The following is a 26778-nucleotide window of genomic DNA, read 5'->3' as shown; positions in this document are numbered from 1 at the left end:
GCCCGCCGGCATCCGTGCCGGCGGGCCCTTCTTCCGTCCCTCAGCGCTTGAGTTCGGCCATCAGCGCCTTCATGTCCTCGACCATGTGGTCCTCGACGCCGTCCATGGCGGAGTCGTCGGGCGGCGACTCGAGGTTCTCCTCCGGGCCGTACTCCATCTGCATGCTGACGGTGAGGGACAGCACGGCCTGCCCGTCGAGCACCGTCAGCACGGCGTAGCCCGCGTCGTCCTGTGCGAAGAAGGCGCGCTCCCCCACCCCGGTCAGGGGCCGGTGCTCCCAGTCCTCCCAGGTGTCGGCCGTCGTGACGGGCTCGAACTCGGGTCCCGGGTCGGTCTTCTTGTGGAGCCGGTAGACGACGTCGACGGCGAACGTCGGTTCCGCGGTGCCGAACGTCACCGAGCACCGGCTCTGGTCCAGGGCCTCGTGGCGGTCCTGCTGGTCCGGGTCGTGTTCGCTCTCGCCCCGCTCCCCGTAGGCGGTGCCCAGGGCCTCCAGCTTCGCCTCGTCGCACAGGTCCTCGGACGTGCGGTAGCCGCCCAGGTCCGGGCCCATGGCCTGGTACGCGTACAGCCCGCCCGCCCAGAGGGCCGAGGCCACCACCGCGCCGCCGAGCGCCCACCACCAGGGGCGGCGCCGCGCCGGCCGCTCACCGCCCGGACCGGGCTCCACCGGCGGCGGCTCGTGCGGCGTCCCGGGTATCGGCCCGTCGCCGTCTCCGCCCACGAGTTCGGGTTCGGATATCACTCGCCCTCCTTGGGCCCGGCCCCCGGCGGCGGCGTGGGCGCCGTGCCGTGGGCGGTCGCCCCGTGCGGCGGCGGCGTGGCGCGCAGCGCCTGCTCCTGGGTGTACGCCCGCAGATAGCCGACGACCGTGTTGGTGACCGCGACCAGCGGGACCGCCACCACCGCGCCACCGATCCCGGCGACCAGACCGCCCGAGGCGACGGCGAGGACGACCGCGAGCGGGTGCACCCGCACCGCGCGGCCCAGGATGAACGGCTGGAGGACGTGGCCCTCGATCTGCTGCACCGCCAGCACCACCAGCAGCACCATCAGTGCCGTGAACACGCCCTGCGTGACCAGGGCGACGATGACCGCCAGCGCGCCCGAGACGACCGCGCCGACCAGCGGGATGAAGGAGAAGAGGAAGATGAAGACGCCCAGCGGCACCGCCAGCGGCACATCGAGGAAGTAGATGCCGAGGCCGATGAAGATGGCGTCGATCATCGCGACGACCACCGTGCCGCGCACGTACGCGGTGAGGGTGCGCCAGGCACGCGGGCCCGCGCCCGCGACCCCGGGACGGGCCTGGGCGGGCACCAGCTTGAGCCACCAGTTCCACACCTTCTTGCCGTCGTAGAGCAGGAAGAGGGTGGAGAACATGGTCAGCAGGATGCCGGTGAGGATCTCCACCATCACCGTCACGCCCTGGAGACCGGCGGAGGTGATCTCCTCCGTGTTCGTCCCGATCGTGTCGCTGAGGTTCTTGGCGATGTCGTTGATCTGCTGCTCGGTGACGTGGAACGGGCTGTCCAGCAGCCACCGCTTGAGCTCGTCGATGCCGTCCCGGACGCGGTCGGAGATGTCCCCGAGGTTGTCCAGCACCTGCCAGACGACGAACCACCCGACCAGCCCCATGATGACGAAGCCCGTGATGGCGGTGACGGCGGTGGCGAGCCCGCGCGGCAGGCCCCACGTGCGCAGCCGGGCGACGGTGGGCTGGAGCAGGGCGGTGATCAGCAGCGCGGCGACGAAGGCGAGGACGACGAGCTGCACTTCGCTGATGGCCTTCATCAGCACCCACAGGGTGCCGGCGAGGACCAGCAGCCGCCAGCCCGCCTCGGCCGCGACGCGGATGCCCCAGGGGATGGCCGCGACGGGATCGGGCCGTGCGGCGACGGCGGGCGCGTAGGTGGGAGGCGCGGGCACGCTGTCGGGTACGGCGGCGGGCTCCTCGCCCGGCTCGTCCTCGGCCCGGCGCTCACCCAGGCGCTGCCCCATCCGGGTCAGGCCGGCTCCCGCTTTGCCGAGCCACCCTGGCACTTTCGACATGATCTTCTCTCTTCCCCCCACCACTCCCCCCGGGAGTTACGGCCCCGACGGTACACGCACGGAGCCCCTCACCGTAGGACGGTGAGGGGCTCCGGAAAGTTGAGCCAACAGGCGCGGGCCCTAGTACCAGTGGTTGGCCTGCCAGAAGTCCCAGGCGCCGCAGGGGCTGCCGTAGCGCTCGTTCATGTAGTTCAGGCCCCACTTGATCTGGGTGGCCGGGTTGGTCTGCCAGTCGGCGCCGGCGGACGCCATCTTGGACCCCGGGAGCGCCTGGACGAGACCGTACGCGCCGGACGAGGGGTTCGTGGCGCGGTAGTTCCAGGTGGACTCGTGGTCCACGATGTTGCTGAAGCACTGGAACTGGTCGCCCGGGACCATCTGGCGGGCCATCGCCTGGACCTCGGCGACGCTGTAGGACGACTGCGGGGCGAAGCTGGAGGCGCTGCGGACCTCGTCGCGGCTGGCGCGCTCGGCGGCCTCGGCCTCCTTGCGCTCCTCCTCCGCCTTCCTGGCCTCCTCGGCCTCCGCGTCGGCGGCGGCCTTCTTGGCCTCGGCGTCCTTGGCGGCCTGGATGCGCGCGGCCTCCTCGGCGGACTTCTGCGCGGCCGAGTCGGCGGCGGCGGCCTGGGCCTCCGCCTGCTGCGTCAGCGACGAGACCTGTACCTGGGCCTGCTCGCCGACGGGGATGTCGGCCAGGAGCGTCGTGTTGGCGGCGGCCGCCTCGAAGTTGTCGTTCGAGGGCTGGGCGTTGCCCGAGGCAACACCGACGACGGCGCCGACAGTGGTGACCGCAGTGGCCGAAGCCACCGCGAATCCCCGGACCGAGATCCGGCTCACACGGTTTCCTTCCAGCATCGTCCGCTTAGGTGACCTCGCGGGCGAAAATCGTGCCCCTGACGCTGGTCCCCCCACTGCTGGGTCACGGGGGACACGGGCCCGGTGGGCAACTCCCCTGCGGGAGAGCCGCGTGGTGCTGCGGGCGGCATACGGCGGACGACTGTTGAGTTGTGTCACGTGGTGACAGGTGTGCCGTATGCGGGGCCTGACGGAAGCAAGACTCTGCCCGAAGCCCGTACCGCAAGGCAATTATTCGTTGCGTGTGAAAGCTCACACCCCAGTGGCCCCAGGAGTTTTGCGCATTCCGTCGCCGGGCATGACGCCGCCCGGCTAAGCTCTCGCGCTTTGCCGGGCGGCGCCAACTCCATGTCGGATTTGCGGGATTAAACCTGCCCGTCCTCCAGCATTTCGGTCACGAGCGCGGCGATCTGCGACCGCTCCGAGCGAGTCAGGGTGACGTGCGCGAAGAGCGGATGGCCCTTCAGCTTCTCCACCACGGCGACGACTCCGTCGTACCGGCCGACCCGCAGGTTGTCGCGCTGCGCCACGTCATGCGTGAGGACGACCCGGGAATTCGCCCCGATGCGGGACAACACGGTCAGCAGCACGTTCCGCTCGAGGGACTGGGCCTCGTCGACGATGACGAAGGCGTCGTGCAGCGACCGGCCCCGGATGTGGGTGAGCGGCAGCACCTCCAGCATGCCCCGGCTCAGCACCTCCTCGATGACCTCCCGGCCCGCCACCGCCGAGAGCGTGTCGAAGACCGCCTGCGCCCAGGGGCTCATCTTCTCGGCCTCGGTGCCGGGCAGATAGCCCAGCTCCTGGCCGCCGACCGCGTACAGCGGCCGGAAGACCATCACCTTCTGGTGCTGCCGGCGCTCCAGGACCGCCTCGAGACCCGCGCACAGCGCGAGCGCCGACTTGCCGGTACCGGCCCGGCCGCCCATCGAGACGATGCCGACGTCCGGGTCCAGCAGCAGGTCGAGCGCGATCCGCTGCTCGGCGCTGCGCCCCCGGATGCCGAACGCCTCCCGGTCGCCCCTGACCAGCCGCACGTTCCCCTCGGGGGTGACCCTGCCGAGCGCCTTGCCGCGCTCGGACTGGAGGACCAGCCCGGTGTGGACCGGCAGCCCGGCCGCCTCGGGGACGTACAGCTTCTCCTCCGCGTACAGCAGGTCGACCTGCTCGGCGGCGAGGGGCAGTTCGGACATTCCGGTCCAGCCGGAGTCCGTGATGGCGAGCTCCGCCCGGTACTCCTCGGCGAGGAGCCCGACGGACGACGCCTTGATGCGCAGCGGCAGGTCCTTGGACACGACGGTGACGTCGTACCCCTCGGCCTGGAGGTTGCGCGCGACGGCGAGGATCCGCGAGTCGTTGTCACCGAGGCGGTAGCCGGCGGGCAGGACGCCGGGATCCGAGTGGTTGAGCTCCACACGCAGGGTCCCGCCGAAGTCCCCGATGGGGAGCGGGGCGTCGAGGCGGCCGTACCGGACGCGGAGGTCGTCCAGCAGGCGCAGGGCCTGCCGGGCGAAGTACCCGAGCTCCGGGTGGTGCCGCTTGGCCTCCAGTTCCGTGACCACCACGATCGGGAGCACGACCTCGTGCTCCTCGAAGCGGGCCATGGCGCCGGGATCGGCCAGCAGGACGCTGGTGTCGAGAACGTAGGTGCGCCTGTCGTTGAGGCGGCGCTTTGTGCTGTTCACCACGGAAGGACCTACCCCCTCAGGTGAGGTCGGGTGCGACTTCGACGGCGTCGCGGGGGGATGGGGCCGGGCTCTGGCCGCGATGCGCGGGCCGAACGCCGGCCCTCCGCGTCGTCCGTACACGTCCTGCACGGTCGTCCTGGTGCAAAGGGCCTCCCGGGCGAGCGGGCTGGCGTGCCGCTCACTTCGCAAGGGGTATTCCCTCGAACGCCCGGCGCCATGCCATGGCATATGACGACGCGTCGGTGAACAGGTGGTGACGAGACCCGCGGGGCCTCGGGGAACGGTGTGTCAGGTGCCGTAGCGGCGGTGGCGGGCCGCGTAGTCACGCAGCGCGCGGAGGAAGTCGACCTTGCGGAAGGCCGGCCAGTGGACCTCGCAGAAGTAGTACTCGGAGTGGGCGCTCTGCCAGAGCATGAAGCCCGACAGGCGCTGCTCGCCGCTGGTGCGGATGACCAGGTCGGGGTCGGGCTGCCCGCGCGTGTACAGGTGCTCCGAGATGTGCTCGACGTCCACGATCTCGGCGAGCTCCTCGAAGCTGGTGCCCTTCTCGGCGTGCTCCAGCAGCAGCGAGCGGACCGCGTCGGCGATCTCCTGCCGGCCGCCGTAGCCCACGGCGACGTTCACGAGTATCCCGGTCCGGTCGCGGGTGGCCTCCTCGGCCTCCTTCAGCACCGCCTGGGTACGGGCCGGCAGCAGGTCCAGCGTGCCGACGTGGTGCACGCGCCAGCGGCCGTCGGCGGCGAGGTCGCGGACGGCGTTCTCGATGATGCCGAGGAGCGGCACGAGCTGCTCCTCGGGGCGGTTGAGGTTGTCGGTGGACAGCATCCAGAGCGTGACGACCTCGACGTCCGTCTCGTCGCACCAGCCCAGCAGTTCCTGGATCTTGCTCGCGCCGGCCTTGTGGCCCTGCTCCGGGGTGCCGCCGGACGCCTTCGCCCACCGGCGGTTGCCGTCGAGGATGACGCCGATGTGCTTGGGCACCTGGGCGTGGTCGAGGCGGCCCTCCACCCGGCGTGCGTAGAGCCTGTACACCAGGTCGCGCAAGTTCACCGATCTCACCTCTCGATTGCGTACGGGCCCGCCACGGCGTCGGCCCAGGGAGACAGGGGGAAGCGGCACCGCTCGATCCCGGCGCACCGCGGCTGTCCCCGAAGCCGCCACATTACTGCGCGGGGGTCACGGCGGCCCAACCCGGTCTGTCACAAGTACGTGATAAGGAGAAGGGTGTGACTGATACCCCCGCATACCGCCCCGCCGCCGACCGCTACGGCTCCATGGAGTACCGCCGCACCGGCCGCAGCGGCCTCAAGCTCCCCGCCATCTCGCTGGGCCTCTGGCACAACTTCGGCGACGACCGCACGCTCGCCTCGCAGCGCGCGATCCTGCGCCGTGCCTTCGACCTCGGCGTGACGCACTTCGACCTGGCGAACAACTACGGCCCGCCGCCCGGGTCCGCCGAGTCGAACTTCGGCAAGATCTTCGCCCAGGACTTCGCGGCCTACCGGGACGAGCTGGTCATCTCCACCAAAGCGGGCTATCTCATGCACCCGGGGCCGTACGGCGAGTGGGGCTCCCGCAAGTACCTGCTGTCCTCGCTCGACGCCTCGCTGAAGCGGATGGGCCTGGATTACGTCGACATCTTCTACTCGCACCGCTTCGACAAGGACACGCCGCTGGAGGAGACGATGGGCGCCCTCGCCTCGGCCGTCCAGCAGGGCAAGGCGCTGTACGTCGGCGTGTCCTCGTACAGCAGCGCGCAGACCGCCGAGGCGGCCGGGCTGCTGCGGGAGATGGGCGTCCCGGCCCTGATCCACCAGCCCTCGTACTCGATGATCAACCGCTGGACCGAGGAGGACGCGCTCCTCGACACCCTGGAGGAGCAGGGCATGGGGTGCATCTCCTTCGCGCCGCTCGCCCAGGGCCTGCTCACGGACAAGTACCTCCAGGGCATCCCCGAGGGCTCCCGGGCCAGCCAGGGCAAGTCCCTGGACCCGAACCTGCTCTCCGAGGAGGTCGTCCGGCGGCTCCACGGCCTCGACGCGATCGCCCGGCGCCGCGGCCAGTCGCTGGCGCAGCTCGCGCTGACGTGGGTGCTGCGCGACGAGCGGATGACCTCGGCGCTGATCGGCGCGTCCAGCGTGACGCAGCTCGAGGAGAACATCGCCGCGCTGGCCGGGGCCCCGCTGACGGACGAGGAGCTGAAGGAGATCGACTCGTACGCGGTCGACACCGCCGGCACCAACATCTGGGCGGCGCGCGGCTGACGGCGGAGCGGGGCTTCCGGGGGCGGGGGCTTCCGGGCCCGGGGGGCATCCGGGGGCGGGGGGGATCCGGGCCGGGGGCCGGGCCTTCGGGCGGGGCCTTCGGGCGGGGCCTTCGGGGGCGGTTCGGCGGTGCTTTCCCGCGGCCGAACAGCCGCTCTTGACGCGGGAAGAAAAAACGGGCCGGTCCGTGGGGGGGATACGGACCGGCCCGAGGGGGGGTTTCCACCATAACCCTTTGTAAGTGGTGCTGTGCGCCACGACAGGCCGCAACTACGCTCCGAAAATGCGGCACCCCGCCGCGAGCACGGGATTCGGCCGATTTCCCGTCCTCCCCAAGGGGGACCCCGCCGCGAAGGCGCCACGTTGACGGCCGTGGACGGGCCCGGCGGCGCGCCGCTCCCCCGGCGTCCGGGCGGGGCCAACGCCCCTCGCCGTCACGGACTTTCGCGGCCGACGCGCGGCGCGGGTGACCTGCGCAGCAGGGTGATGCCGTCGCGCGAGGCGACCTTCCGGTAGCCGTACCGCTTCTGCGCGGCGGCCAGCTCGGCCTCCTGCCGCTCGGCGGGGTAGGGCCAGTGGCCCGTCCGGTACGGCCACGCCTCCGGGGCGCGCCGGTCGTGGACGATCCACTCGGCGGTGGGCGCGGGGAGGCGCTTCCTGTCGTACTCGTACAGCTTCCCCTCCACCGGGAAGGACGGGAAGAGGACCACCGTGCAGCGCGAGGTGAGCTGCGGGACCAGCCGGTTGGAGGCGGCGACGGTGGCGCCGTCCGGGATTCTCGCGAGCAGCGCGCGGGCCGCCTCGACGTGCCCGGTCGTGCGCCAGGTGGCGCGCTGGAGGAGCTGGGCGAACGGGAAGGACGGCAGCATCACCAGCGTCACGGCGAGGACGGTGGCGAGCGAGGCGCGGACGTGGCGGGCGGCGAGCGGGTGGTCGGTGCGGCGCCAGACGGTCAGCGCGTCGATCAGCCCGGCGAAGACGACCGGCATCAGCACGGCGCTGTAGTGGAACGCCGTGCCCCAGTGGAAGCCGTTGTCCGACATCATCCGCCAGGCGAGTGTGGGCACGGCGATCAGCGCGAGCGGCGAGCGCAGCGCGAGCAGCGCGGACGGGGCGAAGACCAGGACCAGGGTCATGGCCTTGATGTCGGGGCGCAGCACGTCGAGCGGGGCGTGGGCGAGGGTGCTGAGCAGCGAGCCGTGGCCCTCGGCGAGGTTGCCGCCGTGCGCGTACCCGCCCGCCGGGTGGAAGGCGGGCATCAGCAGCTTGACCTCGACGAGCGAGCCGGCGAGCCCGGCGGCGGCGGTGACGAGGCCCAGCCCCCGGGGTCCGCGGAAGGCGATGTACGCGCCGACGGCGGCGAGGGTGAGGCCCAGGTCCTCCTTGACCAGGAGCAGGGGCGCGGCCCAGGCGACGGCCGTCCGCCAGCGCCGCCGGGCGAGGGCCTCCAGGCAGCAGGCGAGCAGCGGTACGGCGAGGGCGACCTCGTGGAAGTCGAACGCGGCGGCGGACGCGATGCCCCAGCTCAGCCCGTACGCGACGGCGACGGCGTGGGCGGCCCGGCGGCCGAGCGCGCGGGCGGCCCAGCGGGCGAGCGGTACGACGGCGAGGGCGAGCAGCGCGGACTGGGCGGCGAGCAGGCACAGCGGGGAGGGCCAGATCCGGTAGAGCGGCGCGAGGGCGGCGAGGAGCGGGTGGAAGTGGTCGCCGAGGAGGTTGAAGCCTTCGCCCCGCAGGGGGACGACGGGGGCGCGGAGTTCCGCGTAGGCGCGCACGGCCTGCTCGAAGATGCCGAGGTCGTAGCCGGTGGTGCGGAGGAGGAGGTGGCGGCGCACGGCCACGGTCGCGTACAGCGCGAAGAGGGCCGCGGCCCAGCCCCAGGGGAGCAGGGCCGCGGGAAGGCGGGCGGCGGGCCGGCGGGGATGCGGCAGGCGGGCGGCGGGGGGTTGCTCCGGGTGGCCCGCGGTGGGGCTGCCGGTGGTCCCCGGGGCGGGGGGCGGCTCCGGGTGGGTCGCGGTGGGGCTGCCGGTGGTCCCCGGGGCGGGGGGCGGCTCCGGGTGGGTCGCGGTGGGGCTGCCGGTGGTCCCCGGGGCGGGGGGTGCGGTGGGGGTTTCGGTCGGGTCGAGCGGTCCGGAGGTGCCCGGGGTGGTGGCGGTCTGCTGGGCCTCGCGCCCGGAACGGGGCCTATTGTCAGGAGATGTCCGCATGCGCCCGCATGCTAGGCCGCGGGCGGGCGGCTCAGCTCAGGGCGTGGCCCGTGGTGCTGTCGACGTGGTGCGGAATCTCCCCCTCATGGCGGTCACCGGTCGACAGCGTGCCGGACGGTTCGAACATCAGAATCGACGCCCCGTTCGGCGCCGACGGCTTGTGCTCCGTGCCCTTCGGTACGACGAAGACGTCGCCGCGCCGCAGTTCGACCGTCCGCTCGGTGCCGTCGGCACCGCGCAGCGCGATGTCGAACCGCCCGTCCAGGACCAGGAAGAACTCGTCCGTGTCCTCGTGGACGTGCCAGACGTGGTCCCCGGCGGCGTGCGCGATCCGCACCTCGTAGTCGTTGACGCCCGCGACGATGCGGGGGCTGTAGACGTCGTCGAAGGTGGCGAGGGCTTCGGTGAGGTTGACCGGCTTCATGTCCATGGACCCATGCTGACGGGGCGGGCGCGCCACCGTCTTGTACGGAGGTGCGCTTCAGGCGGCCGGGACCGCCGCGAACCCGCCCAGCAGCACGCCCACCAGCGCCCCGCCCATCATGAACGGGCCGAACGGAATGGCGCTCTTGCGGCTCGCCCGGCGCAGCGCGACCAGCCCGAACCCGTACACCGCGCCGAACAGGAACCCGGCGAACGCGCCCGTGAACAGGACCCCCCAGCCGTACCAGCCGAGCACCACGCCGAGGGCGAGGGCGAGCTTCACGTCACCGAAGCCCATGCCGCTCGGGTTCACCAGGAACAGCACGGCGTACCCGGCGCCCAGCGCGAGGCCGCCCAGCAACGCCGTCGACCACGCGCCCGCGTGCCACGGCAGCAGCGCGGCCACCCCGAGCAGGGCGGCCGTCCCGGTGGCGAGCGGGAGCGTCAGCCGGTCCGGCAGCCGGTGCACGGCGCGGTCGACCAGGGCCAGCAGCACCGCGACCGGCGCGGCGAGCAGCCATACCACCAGCTCCGGCCGGGGCCCCGTCGCGGCCGCGAGCGCCCCGCAGACCAGGGCGGTGACGACCGGAACGCCCACGGCGCCGGTGGCGGGCGCGGAGGTGGCCGCGCGTCCGGCGCCGCCCACCGGGACGGCCACCGCGCACGGGGCGCAGCGCGGTGCTCCGAGCCAGCCGCGGGCGGGGCCCGTGAACGGGTGGCCGGCGGGGCAGGCGTCCCGCCACGGCTCGTCGGGCTGCACGGACAGGCGGTACGCGGCGCGCGGCACGAGCAGGCCGGTGGCGGCGCCCCACAGGGCGGCGACAGCGATCAGCGTGGCGTACACGCACCCGACCCTAGGGCGGGGCGGCCGGCCGGTCATGGGCCCACGGGCCCACTGCCGCCGGGGCCGGGCCCACGCTACGGTCACCGCCCATGGGAAACCCGCGCACATGGCGCAACGGAACCGGCCTGCTGCTCCTGCCCGGCGCGTCCGTCCCCGTCGAGATCGCCGCGTCCTACGGCACCCGCAGGCGCGGCCTGCTGGGCCGGGACGGCGTCGCGGGCGCGCTGCTGCTCAGCCCCTGCAACAGCGTCCACACCTTCCGGATGCGGTTCCCCATCGACGTGGCCTACCTGGACCGGGCCCTGACGGTCGTCGACGTGGTCACCATGGTGCCCGGCCGCCTCGGGCTGCCCCGCCCGCGCGCCCGTCACGTCCTGGAGGCCGAGGCCGGGGCCATGGCACGGTGGGGCATCCGGCCGGGCACCGTCCTGGACATCAGGGCGGACCCGGGCCCAGCAGGGTGAACGCCCCATAGGCCCCGGAGGCCAGCGCCAGCCCCGCCAGCACCGCCACCAGGGTCCCGTTCCGCAGCCGGGCCAGGGCCACCGCCGCCGGGAGCAGCAGCGGGAACGCCGGCATCATCAGGCGCGGCCGGGAGCCGAAGTACGCGGCGCCGACCAGCGAGACGACCACGACGGCGAGGGCGTACACGAGCACGGGCAGCGGCTGCCGCTGCCGGACGCACAGCCACGCCACCCAGCCGACCAGGGCGAGCGCCGCGCACAGCCCCACCCCGGCGAGCGGCACGGGGCCGGTCAGGTGGGTCCACACGAACCGGGCCAGCGCGACGCCCCCGTCGATGCTGTTGCCCCACGCGGCCTGCACCTCGAAGTACGCGGTCGCGCTGCCCCGCCGTACGGCGACGAAGACGACGTACCCGAGCCAGCCCAGCGGCGCGAGCAGCACGCCCACCGCCATCCGGGCCGTCAGCCGGCGTTCGCGGACGACGGTCATTACCGCCGTGACGCCGAGCGCCGCGATCAGCGCGGCCGCCGACGGCCTGGTCAGTCCCGCGCCCACGCACAGGACGCCCGCCCACACCCACCGCTCGCGCAGCACCGCGTACAGCGACCAGGCGGCGAGGGCGGTGAACAGCGACTCGGTGTACGCCATCGACTGCACGAACGCCGTGGGGTACACGCCCCACAGCACGGCCAGCACCACCCCGGCGCGCCGCCCCGCGACATGGGCCCCGACCGCGTACACCCCCCACGCGGCGGCGAGCGAGGCCGCCCACGCCACCACGAGCCCGGCGCTCGCCGCCTCGATCCGCAACACCTGGGCCAGGCCCCGCTCCAGGGCGGGCAGCAGGGGGAAGAACGCCAGGTCGGAGTGGACGCCGCCGCCGGGGAGCGTGACCTCGTGGCCGTACCCGTGGTCGGCGATGCGCGCGTACCAGACGGAGTCCCAGCGGCCCTTCAGCCGGTGCAGGGCGTCCTCGCCCGCCACGGCGGCGGCGACGGCGAGCACCGCCAGCCCCACCGCACGCACCGCGGCATAGCCCCACAGGGCGGGCGCGGCGGAGGACGGTCGGTCTGCGTGCGGGGACATGCGCCCGATTATCGCGGCCGGCACCGACAGTCGTCGGCCGGGCTCCTCCCCCTCCCCTTCTCCCGGGCCTACCGGGCCTCCTCGAGCTCCTCGATCGGTACGTCGGTGACCGCCGCGACCATCAGGTGCGGGGCGTCCCCATCGCACTGGGAGAGGCTGACCGCCACCCAGCGCGGCCCGGAGGGGGAGGCGACCGGGCCCCACACCGCCAGCTCGCCGTACAGGTCGAAGGCGCGCAGTTCCGCGAAGAGCGGCAGCACCGACTCGTCGTCGATCTCCCGCAGGAGGAACGCCCGCATGCTCACCTCCCGGTGCGGCCCCCACCGCTCGGCGAGGGCGGCCGTGAGGGCGGCGAGGTACTCCTCGGCCTCTGCCTGCGCCGCGTCCCACTCCGGGCCGGGGACACCGACGTAGGAACGGCTCTCCCACAGGAGGCGCAACCGGAAACCGGCGCCATGGCTGCCGCTCCAGCCCTCCGCCCCGGACGGCTCCCCCTGGGTGGGGCCGTTCGCCGGAAGCGGTGCGCCGAGCAGGGCGTCGACGGCGGCCACCGTGTCCGTGACGTCGAACGGGTTCCCCGTCTTCTTCACAGCGTGCTCCTCTCCGGGCCCGGGCCCCGTCGGTCGGGAAGGGCCCCCCTTGCGGAGGCGGCGACTCCGCTCTGACAGGATCATGCCGCAAGCATTCAACGGGGAAAGAGAGCAACGAAGATGCGTACGTGGACTCGTGCCGTTCCGGCGGTGGTGGGCGCTCTGGCACTGGCACTGGCGGTGACCGGCTGCACCGACTCGGGCGGGAAGAAGAGCCGCGGCGACGGCTCCGGCTCCCACGGCTCGGACGCGGCGGGTGCGACGGGCGCGGCGGAGGACGGCAAGCAGACCTTCGTCCTGGGTGAGGCCAGCCCCGAGCAGGAAAGCGACATGAAGGCGTCGTCGGGGGCCAAGTACACCGTCACGCCGACCAAGGTCCAGACCGGCACCAAGGCCGACATGGACAACTCCGGGCTGGAGGAGGACAAGGAGGACGGCCCGCAGATCCCCGTCTACGTCTGGTCGACGCTCACCCACAAGAGCGGCAAGCCCATGGAGCTCGGCGACATGGACGACGACCTCGTCGTGCGTACGGACAAGGGCCAGCGCACCCGTGCGCTGCTCGTCCTCATGGGTGAGGCGAAGTGGCCGGACTGCCCGGCGACCGACAGCAGCAAGATGGTGAACGCGGGCCAGTCGGAGAAGATCTGCACCGCCTTCCTCATCCCAGCGGGCCAGAAGGCCGCGGCGGTGGAACTCACCCAGGGCTTCCACGCGGAGCCGCTGGAGTGGCCGGTCAAGAACTGACCGCCCCCGGGAGGGCGCACCGCCTGCCGCGTCAGGTCCGGTCCGCCCTCCCCGCCGTACGGCGCACGTCAGTCGCGCGGGAAGGAGACCTCCACGCGACGGTTCTTCTTGCGGCCCTCCTCCGTGCTGTTGTCGGCGATCGGGTACTGCTCGCCGTAGCCGCGGATCTCGTACGTGATCCCACCGGAGGCGAGCAGCGGCGCCAGCACCTTGTGCACGGCGTCGGCCCGCTGCTTGGAGAGCACGTCGCCGTGGGCGGAGGAACCGAGGTTGTCGGTGAACCCGAAGATGCGGACCTTGGTGGCGCCCTGCTTCTTGATCTCCTCGGCGATGGTGGCGATGCGGGAGTGGGCGTCGGACGTCAGCTTCGCGCTGTCCTTGCCGAACAGGACCTCGGCCTGGAGCGCGAACTTCAGGTTCGAGCTGGTCTCCTCGCGCCGCTCCTCGCCGCCCTCGGACTCGACGATCGAGATGAGCGGCAACACCTTCGCGGGCGCGAGCGTGGCACCGTCGCGCATCTTGAGCCCGGGCGAGTTCCCGTCCACCTCCGGCGGCGGCACGGTCGACTCGGTGCCCGGCGGCGTGCCCGGGATGTCATCGGCGTACGCCCCGGTGGCACCGCCGACCTGGACGCCCGCGAACAGCACTGCGGCGGCGAGCACGGACGCCGCGGGGCGGAGTGCGGTGCGCATCACGAGATCTCGATCGTCGCGCTCGGCATGAGCGGGATCTGCAGGTCGACCTGGGTGACGTTCGCCGGAGGCGCCGGGAACTGGGCGAAGACGGCGACTGATTCACCGGCCTTGACGCTCGTCACGCCCGTCGTGGTGAGCGGGTAGCCCTCGGTGTCGCGCAACACGTAGTAGCGCTTCTTCTCCGTCTTCTCGACCAGGGTGACACCTCCGAAGGAGGGGCCCGTCCGCGTCACATTGACCTCGGTGCCGCTCCACTGGGACTTCGCCACCAGCAGCTCCGACGTGGTGTTCTTGAGCGTGCCGGACACGGTGAGGAAGCCGCCCTCGTCGCGGACGGCGCTGTGCACGATGAACTGGAAGCCATCACTGCCGTTGATGGTGGCCAGCGTCTTGCTCGTGTCCGGCACCGTGGGACCGCTGTCCGCGCCGGACGTCGGCTGGTCGGCAGGAGCGGAGGAAGCGCTGCCCGCCTTCTCCGGTTCCTTGCCCTCCTGCCCGGAGCCCCCTCCGGCGTCCCCACCACCGCAGGCCGACAGGAGCACGGCCAGTGCTACAGCGGATACCCCGGCCGCCGCTCTGCGCGCCGCCGTCCCGTACCGATAACTCATGAGTGCCATTCCTTTGCGTTCATCGCGGTCAGTCCTCGGCGAGGCGAATGTCGAAGAGGTCGGACATGTCCGGGAGATCGGCCGGGTCCAGGTCGATGTCGTCGCCCTCGCACTCCAGCGCCTCGTCCGCGGCGTCGAAGCCGCACCGGGGAACGACGATCGCCGTCGCCGTCGCCGTAGCGGTCTTCCCCTCGGTGCCGGGCAGGATGGTGTCCCCCACCGGCTTCTGCGATTCCACCCTCACCGTCGACCCCCAGCGTCCGTCGGACAGCGGGTCGCACCCCACGACGTTCGCCCCGTTCCGCCCGGCGTACTGGTGGCTCGCGGCACACCCGCTCAGCCTGGGAACGAGGACACCGTCCAGGAGGTCGCCGAGGTCGTCGATGGTGAGGTCGAAACTGTCCCGTTGCTCACGGGCCGCCGCCAGCGCCGCGGCGTCCGCCGCCGACTGGGCGCCGTTGCGTGTCGCTCCCGCCTGGCCCACCGCGAAGAACGCGAGCGCGAGAAAGAGCAGGCTCGCCACTACGAAGATGTAGAGGGGCGAAGCCTGCCCTTGCTCGCGCGATGGACGCGGACGCGCGATCAGCCGCCGCCCACAATCTTCGTGATTTGCGTGACCAGGCCGTTCGCGATGGCCGCGCCGGCTCCCGACCCCACCACCGCCGCGATGATCACGCCCACCAGGATGATGATGCCGACGTACTCGACGGCGCCCTGGCCGCGGTCGCCGCGGCGCCTGAGTGCCGCGGTGGTCGTCTTCGCCCACGTACCCACGTACTGCGTGATGTTCGACAAGGTGGTCTCCTCCGGGCTCGTTGGGAGGAACGTACGGCGGGGTGAGGGGTCCGGGCATGGGCCTGGGGGCCCAAGCGGGGGCCCAATCGGGGAGGTGGGCGTGGTCAGCCACGGGTGGGTCCCCCTCCGTGCCAGATGGCGATGGCCTGGCCTCGGCTCGCGGCGTTGAGCTTGGCGAAGATGCGGTTGATGTGGTTCTTGACCGTCTTCTGGCTGATGAAGCACGCCGCGGCGATCTGCTGGTTGGTCATGCCCGACGCGATCAAGTCCATCACCTCCGCCTCCCGTTGGCTCAGTAATGAATGTGCCACATTCGCTTGCTGCTGCGAAGTGGTTTGCGGAAAGTGCCGCCATTCGGCGGGCGTTGCCGGACGCACCGGCGTTGCAGCCGCATACTGGGCGCGGACCGTCGCCAGCAGGGCGTTCGAGGCCGTGTGGGTGAAGTGCGCCCGGCCGAGCCGGGCGTCGCGTACCGCGTCGACCAGTTGGGCGGCGGTGAACTCGCCGTGGACCAGGTAGCCGCAGGCGCCCAGGCGGAGGGCCTCGTGGACGATCTCGGTCTCGCGGCTGTACGTGGTCATCAGGACCGGGGCCAGCCGGACCAGGTGGGGCAGGGCCGCGATGCCGTCGACGCCCGGCATGCGGACGTCGAGGAGGACGACGTCGGGGTGGTGGCGTACGGCGGCCTCGTACGCCTCGCGGCCGTCGGTCGCCTCGGCGGCCACCTCGATGTCCTCCCGGCCGGACAGCAGGGCGGTCAGACCCGCCCGGACGACGGGGTTGTCGTCGGCGACGATCACTCGCAGGTGCTCATGCATGGTGGTGCGCCCTCCCTCTCCAGCGCCCGTACCGGCAGTTCCAGCCGGACCTCCGTGCCCTTCGTGGCCCGCCCGCGGCCGATGCGGATGCGGGCGCCTATCGACGCGGCGCGCTCCACCATGCCGACGAGGCCGAAGTGGCCCGCCCGTTTCAGGTCGTCGAGCGTCGTGCCGGTGGGCAGTCCGCGGCCGTCGTCGTAGACGCTCAGGCACAGGATGTCGTCGGTGACGCCCGCCGAGACGGTGATGCGGGACGGCCGGCCGTGCCGGTGGGCGTTGTCCATGGCCTCCGCGGCGACGGCCAGGAGCTGGCGGGCCACCGCCTGCGGCACCCCGGGCGGGGCGGCGCCCAGCGGCCGGTAGGCGGCGCGTACGCCGTGGCGCCGGGCGAAGTCGGCCGTCCGGGCGGCCAGCTCGGCCGTGAGGTCCACCCCGCCGTCCAGGCCCGACTCGCGCCGGAGGTCGGCCAGCAGTTCACGGGACTCGGCGGCGGCGCGGCGGGCGGAGCGGGCCACCAGTTCCGCCTGGCGCCGGACCGAGGCCGGGTCCGCGCGGTCGGCGGTGGACGCCAGGCCGTCGGCGGCCAGGGCCAGCCCGTGCAGGGTCTTGGCGACCGAGTCGTGCATCTCCCGGGCGAGCCGTGCCCGTTCGGCCTCCACCGCGCCGTTCACGGCGAGCCGGGCACGTGCCTCCGTGAGGGCCTGACTGGCGGCGCCGAAGTCGAGGATGAGGCCCCGCAGGGTGGAGCCGACCGCGCCGGCGATCACGCACAGGCCGGGGAAGAGGAGCGAGGACGGCTCGACCGACACCTCCCTGCTCACCCCGTACGACAGCAGGAGCAGCAGCGACTGGAGGACGGCGAAGAACGCCGCCCCGCGCCAGCCGTACAGCAGGCCGGCGAGCAGCGGCGTGCAGATGGTGACGTAGGCGAGCGTGGACTCGGGTGACGCGGTGGCCAGCAGCAGCGCGCCGAACAGCATGTCGGCCGCGAGCACCGCCGGGTGGCGCAGCAGGATGCGGCCGAACCGCTCCCAGTCGCGCAGCAGGACGTACGACACCATGAAGGTGATCAGCACGGCCGCGCCGACCAGCCAGGTGCCGAGGCCCGGTGCCGCGCCGTCGAGGGCGAACGGGGACGCCAGGACGATCATCGCCAGCCGGAAGCCGAACACCTGGCGGCACAGCGCCTGGAGGGCGTTGATCTGGAGCGGCAGGGAGGGCGGGTCCGGTGTCCTCAGGGTCATGGGGTCACCCGCCGATGATGTCCGCGAAGTCGACGCCGGAGCCGTAGTAGAAGCTCAGGGCGATCAGGATCATGGTGGCGGGCAGCATCACCATCGTCACGACGAGGGTGGTCTTCGGTACGGCCTTGGCGGCGGTGCGGCGGGCGTGCTGCGCGTCCGTGCGCCGCATGTCGTTGGCGATCTGGATCAGGGTGTCGACGATCGGGGCGCCCAGCTCCTCGCCCTGCTGGAGGGCGGTGACGAACATGGAGACCTGCTCGGAGGCGTTGCGCCTGCGGAGCTGGTCGAAGGCGTCGCGGCGGCTGACGCCCATGTCCATCTGGCGCAGGGTGATGCGCAGTTCGTCGGCCCAGGGCCCGGAGTACTTCTCGGCGACGCGTTCCAGCGCCTGGCGGAAGCCGAGGCCGGCGGAGACGACGACGGCGAGGACGTCGAGGAAGTCGGGCAGGGTGCGTTCGATGTCGTCCTTGCGGCGCCGGACGGCGAGCCGCAGCAGGACGTCGGTCCAGGTCAGCCCGTACGCGAGGATGACGACGGCGACCACCGCCTGGCCGCGCGCCAGCATGGCGAGGGCGGCGAGGACACCGAGGAAGCCGTACACGGCGCGCCGGGCGGCGTACCGGTCGACGGTCATGCCGCCGGGGTTGCCCGCCATGTCGAGGCGGAGGCGCAGCGCGTCGACCCGTTTGGGGCCCATCATCCGCAGGACGGCGGGCGCCCAGCGCATGCCGAGCCGGTCGACGCCGGAGCCGACGGCGGTGGTGCGGGTGGCGCCCACTTCCAGCGCGAGCACCAGGTCCTGGGGGAGCCGCGCGTCGGCCCGGTACATGCGGACGCCGTGGAAGACGCCGTACACGGACAGGCCGATGACGGCCGCGTACAACAGGCCCATGACGTGTCACCTCCTCAGACTCGGATGCGGGAGAGGCGGCGGATGAGGACGAACCCGGCGGCGTACAGGCCGAAGGCGAGGACGGAGCCGATCTGGCCGACGGCCGAGCCGGTCATCCTGTCGAGCGCGCCGGGCGCCATGCCGTTGATCATCAGCAGGAAGCCCAGGCCCAGCAGGGGCAGCGCGAAGGCGGTCACCTTGACCTGGGAGAGGAGGGTGATGACCTCGCGCCGGGTCTCCTTGCGCTCCTCCAGGGTGCTGGTGAGGTTGCGCAGCGAGGTGACGACCTGGCCGCCGGCGCGGTTGGACAGCACGAGGGTGGAGACCAGGACGACCAGTTCGCGGGAGGGCAGGCGGTCGGCGAGGTCGCCGAGGGCGTCGTCGAGGCTGTGGCCGACGGCGAGCTGGTCGGCCACCTTGCGCAGCTCCTCGCCCGCCGGGTCGTCGAGCTCCTCGGCGGCCATGGCGATGGCGGTGCGGAGGGCGAGGCCGGCCTGGGTGGCGTTGGCGAGGACGCGCGTCAGCTCGGGGAGCTGGTTGATGAACGCCTCGGTGCGCCGCAGGCGCTGCCAGTTGAGGAAGGAGTTGGCGCCCCACAGGCCGGTGAGGGCGGCGAGGGCGCCGAAGAACGGGGCGAAGACCGCGGCGACGGTGAGGTGGATGCCGAGCAGGGCGGCCACCGTGTAGACGGCGTACTCGCCGGGGGTGAGGTCCAGTCCGGTGGCGGCGATCCTGCGTTCGAGGCGGCGGCCGGGCGCGGTGGCGCGCAGGCGCCGGTCGAGGCGGACGAAGCGGCGGCGCCGGCCGACGGGCGGGAGTTGTCCCGTCTGGGTCATCCGGGCCACGAGGGCCTGGCGCTGCGCGTTGCCGGACGCGTAGGCGTGGACGCCCGCGACGCCCAGCACGCAGGCGAGGAGGGTGACGCCGAGTGTCAGGAGCGGGACGTTGTCCATGGGGTTCATGGGGTCATGGGTCCAGTCGGGCAGTCGGGGGGCGGCGGTCAGGCGGTGGTGGCGCGGCGGAGGGCGAGCTGTTCGTCGGTGTGGGCGACGCCGAAGGCGGGCGGGACGGGCTCGCTCTTGAGGCGGAGGCGTTCGGCGACGCGGCGCGGGAGCGGGTGGTACGCGAAGTGGCCGTGGACGCGTCCGTCGGGGGTCATGGGCTGGGCGACGAAGCGGCAGACGGTCACGATCCGGTACTCCTCGCGCCCGTGGGAGTCGACGATCGCGATCTCGGTGATCTTGCGGGCGCCGTCGGCGTGCCGGGTGAGCTGGACGATGACGTCGACGGCGCTGTTGATCTGGTCCTTGATGGCGGCGAACGGGACCTCCACCTCGGACATGGAGCCGAGGGTCTGGAGGCGCATCAGGGCGTCCTCGGCGCTGTTGGCGTGGACGGTGGCGAGGGAGCCGTCGTGGCCGGTGGACATGGCCTGGAGCATGTCGAGGGTCTCGCCGCCCCGGACCTCGCCGACGATGATGCGGTCGGGGCGCATGCGCAGCGAGTTGCGGACGAGGTCGCGGATGGTGACGCGGCCCTTGCCCTCGACGTTGGGCGGGCGGGCCTCGAGGGTGATGACGTGGGACTGCTGGAGCTGGAGCTCGGCGGAGTCCTCGATGGTGACGATCCGCTCGCCGTCGGGGACGAGGCCGGACAGCGCGTTGAGGAGGGTGGTCTTCCCGGTGCCGGTGGCGCCGGAGACGATCACGTTGAACTTGGCGCGGACGAGCCCGGCGAGCAGCATCACCATGTGCTCGTCGAGCGAGCCGAGGGCGACCATCTCCTGGAGCGTGAAGGCGCGCGGGAAGCGGCGGATGGTGAGGATGGGGCCGGAGAGGGACAGCGGCGGGATGATGACGTTGACGCGTTCCCCGGAGGGGAGGCGGGCGTCGACCATCGGGTTGGACTCGTCGACGCGGCGGTTGACGGTGGAGACGATCCGCTCGATGGTCTGCATGAGCTGCTCGGTGGACGAGAACCGCATCGGGAGCTGTTCGAGGCGGCCGCGCCGCTCGACGAAGACCTGCTCGGGGCCGTTGACCATGATCTCGCTGATGGAGGCGTCCTCGAGGAGCGGTTCGAGGATGCCGAGCCCCAGGGCCTCGTCCACGACGCGGCGGATGAGCTGGGAGCGTTCGGAGGAGGACAGGACGGGGCCCTCGCGGCTGATGATGTGGCCGAGCACCCGCTCCAGGCGGGCGCGGCGCTCGGCGGTCGCCAGGGCGGACATCTCCGCGAGGTCGATCTCCTCCAGGAGCTTGACGCGGTAGACGCCGACGAGGTGGTTGTCCTCTCCCTTGCCGTTGGCCGGCTCGGGGCTGCTGATGCGCGCCCGCAGGCTCATGTCGCTCTCGGCTCCCTCAGTCGGTGGCGGGCGTGGTGACGGGCATGGTGGTGGACCTCTGGGCGCTGGGGAGGGTGAACAGCGGCAGGACGGAGGGGATGGGTACGGTCGCGGTGGCGGTGACCGCCTCGCCGCCGCCTCCGACCCCGACCTCGGCGCCGAGCCAGCCGCTGACGGCGGCCTCCCCCGCGGCCCCGGCGTCCGCCGTCGGGTCCTGCGACGCCACCCGGGCCGCCGCCCGCGACGCCGTGCCCGCCTGCTGCACGGCGTACGCCACGAACCCGAGCTGGACGGCCGCGAGCGCGGCGGTCAGCAGCACGGCGACCCAGCCGACGAACTCGACGGCCGACTGGCCGCCCTCCCGGTGGCGCCGCCCTGTCCACGCGCGGACGGTCATTCGTCGCCCTCCCTGGCCACGGACGCCGTGCCCCGCACGGGTACGGGGATGTCGAATCCGGGGAACAGCACGGGGACGTTCACCTCCACGGAGGCCGTGTAGAGGGCACCGCCCCCGCCGCACTCGGGGCTGACCGTCCACGCCCCCGACACGCTCCCCTGCGCGGCCGCCGCGCACGCGCCGTCCCCGCCGACCGTGCCCGCCCGGGCCGCCTCGTCCGCGGCGTTGCCGGCCAGGGAGTAGGCGTAGCCCACGAGGGCGGCCTGCCAGAGCAGGACGATCACGCCGAGCACGACCGGGACCATGCCGGTGAACTCGACGGCGACCTGCCCCCGGTCGTTTCCGTAACGGCGTCTCATGACGTGTCCCCTATTTGCCGCGTGCCCGCCGGAGGCCCACCGCGCCCCGGTCGCCACGGAACTTCCCCTGCTTGCCTTCCCCTTCGGGCGCCCGGACGATCCCCAGCTCGCCGGCGAGTGCCCACAGCGCCTGTTTGACGGTGGACTTGGCCTCCAGGTCCTGCATGCGGCCGGCGTCGACGACCGACTGGAGCTCCTTGAAGTGCGCGGGTACGGAGGTCCGGGCGACACGGGTGCCGGTGATCTTCTCGACGAGCGGCGGCTGGATCTCGGTGGTGCGGACGTGCCGGTTGACGACCGTCACGGTCTCCTCCGCCTTGCGGATCTGGAGCCGGTCCCACAGCCGCACCATGCGCTTGGCGGCCCGCACGGCCACCACGTCGGGCGTGACGACCAGCAGCGCGGTGTCGGCCATCTCGATGGCGGCGGCGTTGGCGGTGTCCATGTGCGTGCCGCAGTCGACGACGACGACCTCGTAGCGGTTGCGCAGCGCGCTGACGATCTGGCGGACGGACCGGTCGGTGACGTCCTCGCCCCGCTCCCCCTCCCCGGGCGCGAGCAGCAGGGCGATGCCGGAGTGGTGGGCGTAGAGGGCGTCCTGGAGCACCCGGGGCGATATGTCCTGGATGGTGGCGAGGTCCACGATGGACCGCCGGAACTGCACGTCCAGGTAGGAGGCCACGTCCCCGGACTGGAGGTCCAGGTCCGCGAGGGCGACGGACAGGCCGGACGCCCGGGCGGCCAGGGCGAGCTGCACCGCGGTGACGGTGGTGCCGACGCCGCCCTTGGCACCGCTCACGGTGACGACCCGGCCGCCCGGTCCGGTGAACACGTCGCCGCCCTGCCCCAGGTGGCGCCGTACGCCGGCGGACCAGGCGGCGGCCGACTGGACGCGCTGGGCGAGTTCCTCGTACGACAGCGGCATGCCGACGAGGCCGCGGGCGCCGGAGTCCATGGCGGCCGAGTAGAGCCCGGGGCCCGCGTCGGTGGTGACGAGGACGACGCCCACCGCCGGGAAGCGCAGGGCGACCTCCCGGATGAGTTCGAGGGCGGGGACGGGGCCGATCCGCTCGTGGACCAGCACCACCTCGGGCAGTTCCTCCAGGGACTCGGCGGCGAGCCGCGCGAGGGTGTCGATCAGCGAGGTCGAGTCGCCGACCGGTCCGGCCGGTTCGGTGTCGGGGAGCTGGCTGAGGAGGGTGGTGATGGAGCGGGCGGCGTCGGGGTCGCCGACGGCCGGGAGGATGCGTGTGGTCATCCGGCCCTCACTTGTTCCTGTCTTCGTCGAGCGTGTAGCTGCCCTCGCCGGGCCGGAGGACGGTGGGGCTGTTCCTGGGCAGCAGCGCGAGCCGCACGTGCTCGGCGAACGACTCGGCGTACGCCACGCGCTGGGCGTCGGCGGTGGAGAGGGCGAAGGTGATCGGCACGGCCTCCCGGATGCCGACGCCCCGGTTGTCGTCCCGCTTGCCGTCGAGCGGGGTGAGCTTGCCGACGTCGAGGACGCGGGCGTTGGCGACGATGATGCGGGACTCGGCGACGGCGTTCTTCTCGCGGTTGTCGTCGTCGAAGGTGGCGAAGATGTTCACCAGCGAGCCGGCCGTGATCTTCCCGGCGACGCCGGTGGCGGCGTCGATCATGATGGCGATCTCCTGCTGGCCGCTCTCGAGCGCGGGCCGGTTGGCGATCATGTCCTCCTGGAGGAGCGAGCCTCTCTTGAGGTCGGTGACGGCGATCTTGTCCTTGACGACGGCGAGGTCGGTGACGGCATTTCCGGACAGCCAGCGCTCGGGCATCCTTATCTTCCGGAACTGACCCGGCTGGAGCGCGGTGTAGGCGGCCACGTCGGCCTTCAGCTCGTACGCGTCGACCTCCGGGCCGACCTTGGAATTCACGTCGCTGATCACCGTGACCACACCGGCGAACGCGCCGAGGGCGCACAGGACCGAAAGGAGCAGGAGAAGGACACCGCGGCGCTGACGTGAATTCATGGGCGGGGGGACCTCGTGAGTGGACGTGGGCGTGGGACCGTGCGGAGACGTGCGGGTGGCTGACGAGGGCGCGAGGGCGGGCCCGGCGCCGGCGGGGGCCTCATGCCGTGCCCTGGACGGGCTCGGGCGGGACGAGGGGGGCCGAGCAGAATCCGCAGCGGTCGCCGATGAGGTCGATGCCGCACCAGGAACAGATCTCCCGCCGCACGGAGGCGACGAGTTGGTAGAGGATCGAGATGTCGGGGAGGAAGGCGGCGAACTCGATCAGCTTCGCGGTGCCCCACCATTTCGGGGACGCGGCCGGCAGCGGGCTGTCCACGACACTCTGGACCCGCCAGGCGGGTGCGAGGGACTCGGTGACCCATGCGGACGTCGACTGGCCCCGTGCCACGAGTAAGTGCGTGCCGAACTCGGGGCCGGCGAGCTGCTCCCCGGTGCCGATCCTGACGAGCTGCGGCGCCGGGTTGGCCAGGACGCCGAACTGGGAGCCGGGCACCCAGGACTTGGCGTGGGACTTCAGGCCGACGGGGACGCGGTCGAGCCGGGTGACGCTGTGGAGCAGGGCGCCCGCGTAGACGTAGTGGGCCAGCAGCCGGGCGGCCGAGGCCAGCACGCCGGCGCCGAAGTCGCAGACCGACAACTGGCGGAGCTGGCGTACGAGTACGGCGACGCCGAGCGGCGGGAGGTCCAGTCTCAGCAGGGCGATGCGGTCGCTCTCCAGGACGGAGCGGACGGTGTGCAGGCGGCGTTCGTGGGCGGCGGGCAGGGAGGCGGGGTAGAGGGCGACGACGTAGCCGTGCTGTTCGACCATGACCTGCATGTCCGCGACGGCGGCGTCCAGCGGCTGCGCGTCGGGGTGCGGCAGCAGGGCCGCCGTGGGCGTCTGGTGGTCGGTCGGTGGCAGCACCAGATCGGCGCTGGTGACGGCAATTGCGGTCGGCACGCTGTTCCCCGTTCAGCTCCGGCCGCCGGCGTTCCGGCGAACCGCGGACAAGCTCTGCCCGCTCCTCCACGCTCCCCTGCCCACCCGCACTTTAGCCACGTCTCAGGGGCCAGAGAACAGCTTTCAGATCGCTCGCTCACGCCGGGGCGAAGGACCGCGGGTGACCAATCAGGACGAAGGCGTCAGCAGTTAACTCCTGTTTCGTTCCACAGGTCTTGACAAGTCGATTGGTCTGGACCAGTTTTACGGAAACGGCGGTGGCCACCGTTCCCCAGCACCTCCCCGACTCCCCCACCGGAGGCAGCACGTGGACCCCACGCACCGCGCACGCACGCGTCACGGAAGATGGCTCTCAGGGAGCCTGGCGCTGGCCGTGGGCGCCGGGCTCGCCCTGGCCGGCGGCACGGCCGGCACCGCCCACGCCGCCGACGTCAACGTCGCCAAGAACGCCGGCTTCGAGTCCGGCCTCGCCAACTGGACCTGCTCCGCGGGCAGCGGCGCCACGGTCTCCTCGCCCGTGCACGGCGGGACCGCCGCGCTCAGGGCCACGCCCGCCGGCCAGGACAACGCCCGGTGCTCCCAGACGGTGGCCGTCAAGCCCAACTCCACGTACACGCTCAGCGCCTGGGTGCAGGGCGGGTACGCCTACCTGGGCGCGACCGGCACCGGGACCACCGACGTGTCGGCGTGGACGCCCGACTCGGCGGGCTGGAAGCAGCTCACCACCCGGTTCACCACGGGCGCGAGCACCACGTCCGTGACCGTCTACACGCACGGCTGGTACGGGCAGGCCGCCTACTACGCGGACGACATCTCCGTCTTCGGGCCCGACGGCGGCGGGGGCGGCGACCCCGACCCGGTGGTGCCCGCCACGCCCGCCGGGCTCGCCGCCGGCGCGGTGACCTCCTCGTCCGTCGCCCTGAGCTGGAGCCCCGTCCAGGGGGCGACCGGCTACCACGTCTACCGGGACGGCACCCGGGTCCAGTCGGTGACCGGGCCGTCGGCGACCGTGACCGGGCTGGCCGCGGACACCTCGTACAGCTTCCAGGTCAGCGCCACCAACGCGGCCGGCGAGTCGGCCAGGTCGGCGGCGGTCGCGGCGAGGACCTCACCCGGCGGGCAGAACCCCGACCCGGCCGTGCCCCGCCACGCGGTGACCGGCTACTGGCAGAACTTCAACAACGGCGCCACGGTGCAGAAGCTGCGCGACGTGCAGGCGCAGTACGACATCATCGCCGTGTCGTTCGCCGACTCGACCGCGACCCCCGGCCAGATCGTCTTCAACCTCGACCCGGCCGTCGGCTACGCCTCGGTGGCGGACTTCAAGGCGGACATCGCGGCCAAGAAGGCCGCGGGCAAGTCCGTGATCATCTCGGTGGGCGGCGAGAAGGGCAACGTCACCATCAACAGCGACGCGTCGGCGACGGCGTTCGCGAACAGCGCGTACGCGCTGATGCAGGAGTACGGCTTCAGCGGGGTCGACATCGACCTGGAACACGGCATCAACTCCACGTACCTGACGAAGGCACTGCGCCAGCTCTCGGCGAAGGCCGGGCCCGGCATGGTGCTGACGATGGCGCCGCAGACCATCGACATGCAGAACACCGGGACGGAGTACTTCAAGACGGCGCTCGCCGTGAAGGACATCCTCACCGTCGTCAACATGCAGTACTACAACAGCGGCTCGATGCTGGGCTGCGACGGCAAGGTGTACTCCCAGGGGTCCGTGGACTTCCTGACCGCCCTGGCCTGCATCCAGCTCGAGGGCGGCCTCGACCCCTCGCAGGTCGGACTGGGGGTGCCCGCCTCCACGCGGGGCGCCGGCAGCGGCTACGTCGACCCGCAGATCGTGAAGAACGCGCTGGACTGCCTCACGCGCGGCACCAACTGCGGCTCGTTCAAGCCGTCGAAGACCTACCCGGCGCTGCGCGGGGCGATGACCTGGTCGACGAACTGGGACGCCACGGCCGGCAACGCCTGGTCGAACGCGGTGGGGCCGCACGTCCACAACCTGCCGTAGGGGTCAGGCCCGGTTCGCCAGGTAGTGGTGCAGTACGGGGCCCAGTTCCGCCAGCCACTGGTGGAGCTGGGCCTTGCGCCTGGCGTCGATCCGGCACTCGTACAGCATGCCGCTGGGGTGCGTGACGGCCACCATCAGGACGGCGCCCCCGTGCGGCGAGGGCGCGTGGTGCACGGTGGCGACGCCCTGCCACGGGAAGTCCATGGTGTGGCCGTTGACCTCCAGGGACACCCCGGAGGCGTCCACGATCACGGAGTTGTGCCGGTCGTGCGCCATGAACTCGGGCCCGTCGGCGGGCACGCCGTACGGCGGGGGGTGCGCGACGCCGTACGGGGCGGGCGGCGGGCCGCCGTACGGGGCGGGCGGCACGGGGCCGCCGTACGGGGCCGGCGGCGCGCCGTACGGCGGCTGTATCGGCATCGGGGGGCCGAATCCGGGGGGCGTCGTCATGCCC

General features: G+C 72.5%; 29 protein-coding genes. 4 read left to right on the top strand and 25 right to left on the bottom strand.

Annotated features, from left to right (window positions below; translation table 11 throughout):
* Positions 1–40 precede the first annotated feature (40 nt).
* From E2B92_RS20260 to E2B92_RS20240, 5 genes are all read right to left on the bottom strand, one after another.
* Complete coding sequence (locus E2B92_RS20260) at positions 41–745, bottom strand: hypothetical protein (protein ID WP_126883713.1); 705 nt, start codon at positions 743–745, stop codon at positions 41–43.
* A complete protein-coding gene (locus tag E2B92_RS20255) occupies positions 742–2052 on the bottom strand; it encodes an AI-2E family transporter (protein ID WP_126883714.1) in 1311 nt (436 codons plus the stop codon). Before E2B92_RS20255 ends, E2B92_RS20260 begins: the two co-directional genes overlap by 4 nt.
* A 120-nt stretch (positions 2053–2172) precedes the next feature.
* Positions 2173–2889 carry a transglycosylase SLT domain-containing protein gene (locus tag E2B92_RS20250; protein WP_126883715.1) on the bottom strand — a complete coding sequence of 239 codons (717 nt, stop codon included), beginning with the start codon at positions 2887–2889 and terminating at the stop codon, positions 2173–2175.
* 383 nt (positions 2890–3272) lie between these two features.
* Complete coding sequence (locus E2B92_RS20245; RefSeq protein WP_126883716.1) at positions 3273–4595, bottom strand: PhoH family protein; 1323 nt, start codon at positions 4593–4595, stop codon at positions 3273–3275.
* A gap of 288 nt (positions 4596–4883) precedes the next feature.
* A complete protein-coding gene (locus E2B92_RS20240; RefSeq protein ID WP_126883717.1) occupies positions 4884–5645 on the bottom strand; it encodes an isoprenyl transferase in 762 nt (253 codons plus the stop codon).
* A 176-nt stretch (positions 5646–5821) separates the two neighbouring features.
* On the opposite strand from E2B92_RS20240, the gene mgrA reads away from it, so the two are divergent.
* Positions 5822–6859, top strand: a complete 1038-nt coding sequence (gene mgrA / locus E2B92_RS20235; protein ID WP_126883718.1) for an L-glyceraldehyde 3-phosphate reductase — start codon at positions 5822–5824, stop codon at positions 6857–6859.
* Positions 6860–7293: 434 nt separating this feature from the next.
* Here mgrA and E2B92_RS20230 read toward each other — a convergent pair whose 3' ends face one another.
* Genes E2B92_RS20230 through E2B92_RS20220 form a run of 3 tightly spaced genes read right to left on the bottom strand, consistent with a single transcriptional unit; the run spans position 7294 to position 10333 of the window.
* Positions 7294–9066, bottom strand: coding sequence for a DUF2079 domain-containing protein (locus E2B92_RS20230; protein ID WP_235023896.1), 1773 nt, complete (start codon positions 9064–9066; stop codon positions 7294–7296).
* Between the two features lie 31 nt (positions 9067–9097).
* The gene (locus E2B92_RS20225) at positions 9098–9496 is read right to left on the bottom strand and encodes a cupin domain-containing protein (RefSeq protein WP_126889168.1); all 399 of its coding nucleotides are present in this window, start codon (positions 9494–9496) and stop codon (positions 9098–9100) included.
* A gap of 51 nt (positions 9497–9547) precedes the next feature.
* Positions 9548–10333, bottom strand: coding sequence for a prepilin peptidase (locus tag E2B92_RS20220; RefSeq protein WP_126889169.1), 786 nt, complete (start codon positions 10331–10333; stop codon positions 9548–9550).
* An 89-nt stretch (positions 10334–10422) separates the two neighbouring features.
* Between E2B92_RS20220 and E2B92_RS20215 the strand changes: the two genes are divergently transcribed.
* Positions 10423–10797, top strand: coding sequence for a DUF192 domain-containing protein (locus E2B92_RS20215; RefSeq protein ID WP_126889170.1), 375 nt, complete (start codon positions 10423–10425; stop codon positions 10795–10797).
* Here the strand turns inward: E2B92_RS20215 and E2B92_RS20210 are convergent.
* Positions 10769–11884, bottom strand: a complete 1116-nt coding sequence (locus E2B92_RS20210) for a hypothetical protein (protein WP_126889171.1) — start codon at positions 11882–11884, stop codon at positions 10769–10771. The two genes, E2B92_RS20215 and E2B92_RS20210, sit on opposite strands and share 29 nt — an antisense overlap.
* A 68-nt stretch (positions 11885–11952) precedes the next feature.
* The gene (locus E2B92_RS20205; RefSeq protein WP_126889172.1) at positions 11953–12474 is read right to left on the bottom strand and encodes a hypothetical protein; all 522 of its coding nucleotides are present in this window, start codon (positions 12472–12474) and stop codon (positions 11953–11955) included.
* Between the two features lie 120 nt (positions 12475–12594).
* Here E2B92_RS20205 and E2B92_RS20200 point away from each other — a divergent pair, with 120 nt between their 5' ends.
* Positions 12595–13221 (top strand): hypothetical protein, encoded by a 627-nt coding sequence (locus tag E2B92_RS20200; RefSeq protein WP_126889173.1) that lies wholly within the window; start codon positions 12595–12597, stop codon positions 13219–13221.
* Between the two features lie 68 nt (positions 13222–13289).
* Here E2B92_RS20200 and E2B92_RS20195 read toward each other — a convergent pair whose 3' ends face one another.
* From E2B92_RS20195 to E2B92_RS20130, 14 genes are all read right to left on the bottom strand, one after another.
* The gene (locus E2B92_RS20195; RefSeq protein WP_126889174.1) at positions 13290–13913 is read right to left on the bottom strand and encodes an OmpA family protein; all 624 of its coding nucleotides are present in this window, start codon (positions 13911–13913) and stop codon (positions 13290–13292) included.
* Positions 13913–14524, bottom strand: a complete 612-nt coding sequence (locus E2B92_RS20190; protein ID WP_126889175.1) for a hypothetical protein — start codon at positions 14522–14524, stop codon at positions 13913–13915. Before E2B92_RS20190 ends, E2B92_RS20195 begins: the two co-directional genes overlap by 1 nt.
* A 28-nt stretch (positions 14525–14552) precedes the next feature.
* Positions 14553–15107, bottom strand: a complete 555-nt coding sequence (locus tag E2B92_RS20185; protein ID WP_327437497.1) for a pilus assembly protein TadG-related protein — start codon at positions 15105–15107, stop codon at positions 14553–14555.
* Complete coding sequence (locus tag E2B92_RS20180) at positions 15107–15319, bottom strand: hypothetical protein (protein ID WP_126889176.1); 213 nt, start codon at positions 15317–15319, stop codon at positions 15107–15109. Before E2B92_RS20180 ends, E2B92_RS20185 begins: the two co-directional genes overlap by 1 nt.
* 104 nt (positions 15320–15423) lie before the next feature.
* On the bottom strand, positions 15424–16137 hold the full coding sequence (locus E2B92_RS20175) for a response regulator transcription factor (RefSeq protein WP_126888099.1): 714 nt from the start codon (positions 16135–16137) through the stop codon (positions 15424–15426).
* The gene (locus E2B92_RS20170) at positions 16116–17381 is read right to left on the bottom strand and encodes a sensor histidine kinase (protein ID WP_126888100.1); all 1266 of its coding nucleotides are present in this window, start codon (positions 17379–17381) and stop codon (positions 16116–16118) included. The genes E2B92_RS20175 and E2B92_RS20170 overlap by 22 nt, the downstream gene beginning before the upstream one ends.
* Before the next feature lie 4 nt (positions 17382–17385).
* Positions 17386–18273: a DUF5936 domain-containing protein gene (locus E2B92_RS20165; RefSeq protein WP_126888101.1), complete on the bottom strand. Its 888-nt coding sequence runs from the start codon at positions 18271–18273 to the stop codon at positions 17386–17388.
* Positions 18274–18287: 14 nt separating this feature from the next.
* On the bottom strand, positions 18288–19226 hold the full coding sequence (locus tag E2B92_RS20160; protein ID WP_126888111.1) for a type II secretion system F family protein: 939 nt from the start codon (positions 19224–19226) through the stop codon (positions 18288–18290).
* Positions 19227–19273: 47 nt separating this feature from the next.
* Positions 19274–20617, bottom strand: coding sequence for a CpaF family protein (locus E2B92_RS20155; protein WP_126888102.1), 1344 nt, complete (start codon positions 20615–20617; stop codon positions 19274–19276).
* Positions 20618–20633: 16 nt separating this feature from the next.
* Entirely contained in the window at positions 20634–21014 is a 381-nt protein-coding gene (locus E2B92_RS20150; protein ID WP_126888103.1) for a TadE/TadG family type IV pilus assembly protein, read from the bottom strand.
* Positions 21011–21373 carry a TadE/TadG family type IV pilus assembly protein gene (locus E2B92_RS20145; protein WP_126888104.1) on the bottom strand — a complete coding sequence of 121 codons (363 nt, stop codon included), beginning with the start codon at positions 21371–21373 and terminating at the stop codon, positions 21011–21013. The genes E2B92_RS20150 and E2B92_RS20145 overlap by 4 nt, the downstream gene beginning before the upstream one ends.
* Before the next feature lie 10 nt (positions 21374–21383).
* Positions 21384–22631 carry an AAA family ATPase gene (locus E2B92_RS20140; RefSeq protein WP_126888105.1) on the bottom strand — a complete coding sequence of 416 codons (1248 nt, stop codon included), beginning with the start codon at positions 22629–22631 and terminating at the stop codon, positions 21384–21386.
* Positions 22632–22638: 7 nt separating this feature from the next.
* A complete protein-coding gene (gene cpaB, locus E2B92_RS20135; RefSeq protein WP_126888106.1) occupies positions 22639–23361 on the bottom strand; it encodes a Flp pilus assembly protein CpaB in 723 nt (240 codons plus the stop codon).
* A 100-nt stretch (positions 23362–23461) separates the two neighbouring features.
* Positions 23462–24304, bottom strand: a complete 843-nt coding sequence (locus E2B92_RS20130) for a hypothetical protein (RefSeq protein WP_185923711.1) — start codon at positions 24302–24304, stop codon at positions 23462–23464.
* A 307-nt stretch (positions 24305–24611) separates the two neighbouring features.
* On the opposite strand from E2B92_RS20130, the gene E2B92_RS20125 reads away from it, so the two are divergent.
* A complete protein-coding gene (locus tag E2B92_RS20125; protein ID WP_126888107.1) occupies positions 24612–26324 on the top strand; it encodes a chitinase in 1713 nt (570 codons plus the stop codon).
* Between the two features lie 3 nt (positions 26325–26327).
* On the opposite strand, the gene E2B92_RS32710 is transcribed toward E2B92_RS20125, so the two are convergent.
* On the bottom strand, positions 26328–26774 hold the full coding sequence (locus tag E2B92_RS32710; RefSeq protein WP_126888108.1) for a hypothetical protein: 447 nt from the start codon (positions 26772–26774) through the stop codon (positions 26328–26330).
* Between the last annotated feature and the right edge of the window lie 4 nt (positions 26775–26778).

It is taken from the genome of Streptomyces sp. WAC05374 (assembly GCF_004353505.1).
Lineage (GTDB): Bacteria > Actinomycetota > Actinomycetes > Streptomycetales > Streptomycetaceae > Streptomyces.
This window is presented reverse-complemented; position numbering and strand designations above follow the sequence as displayed.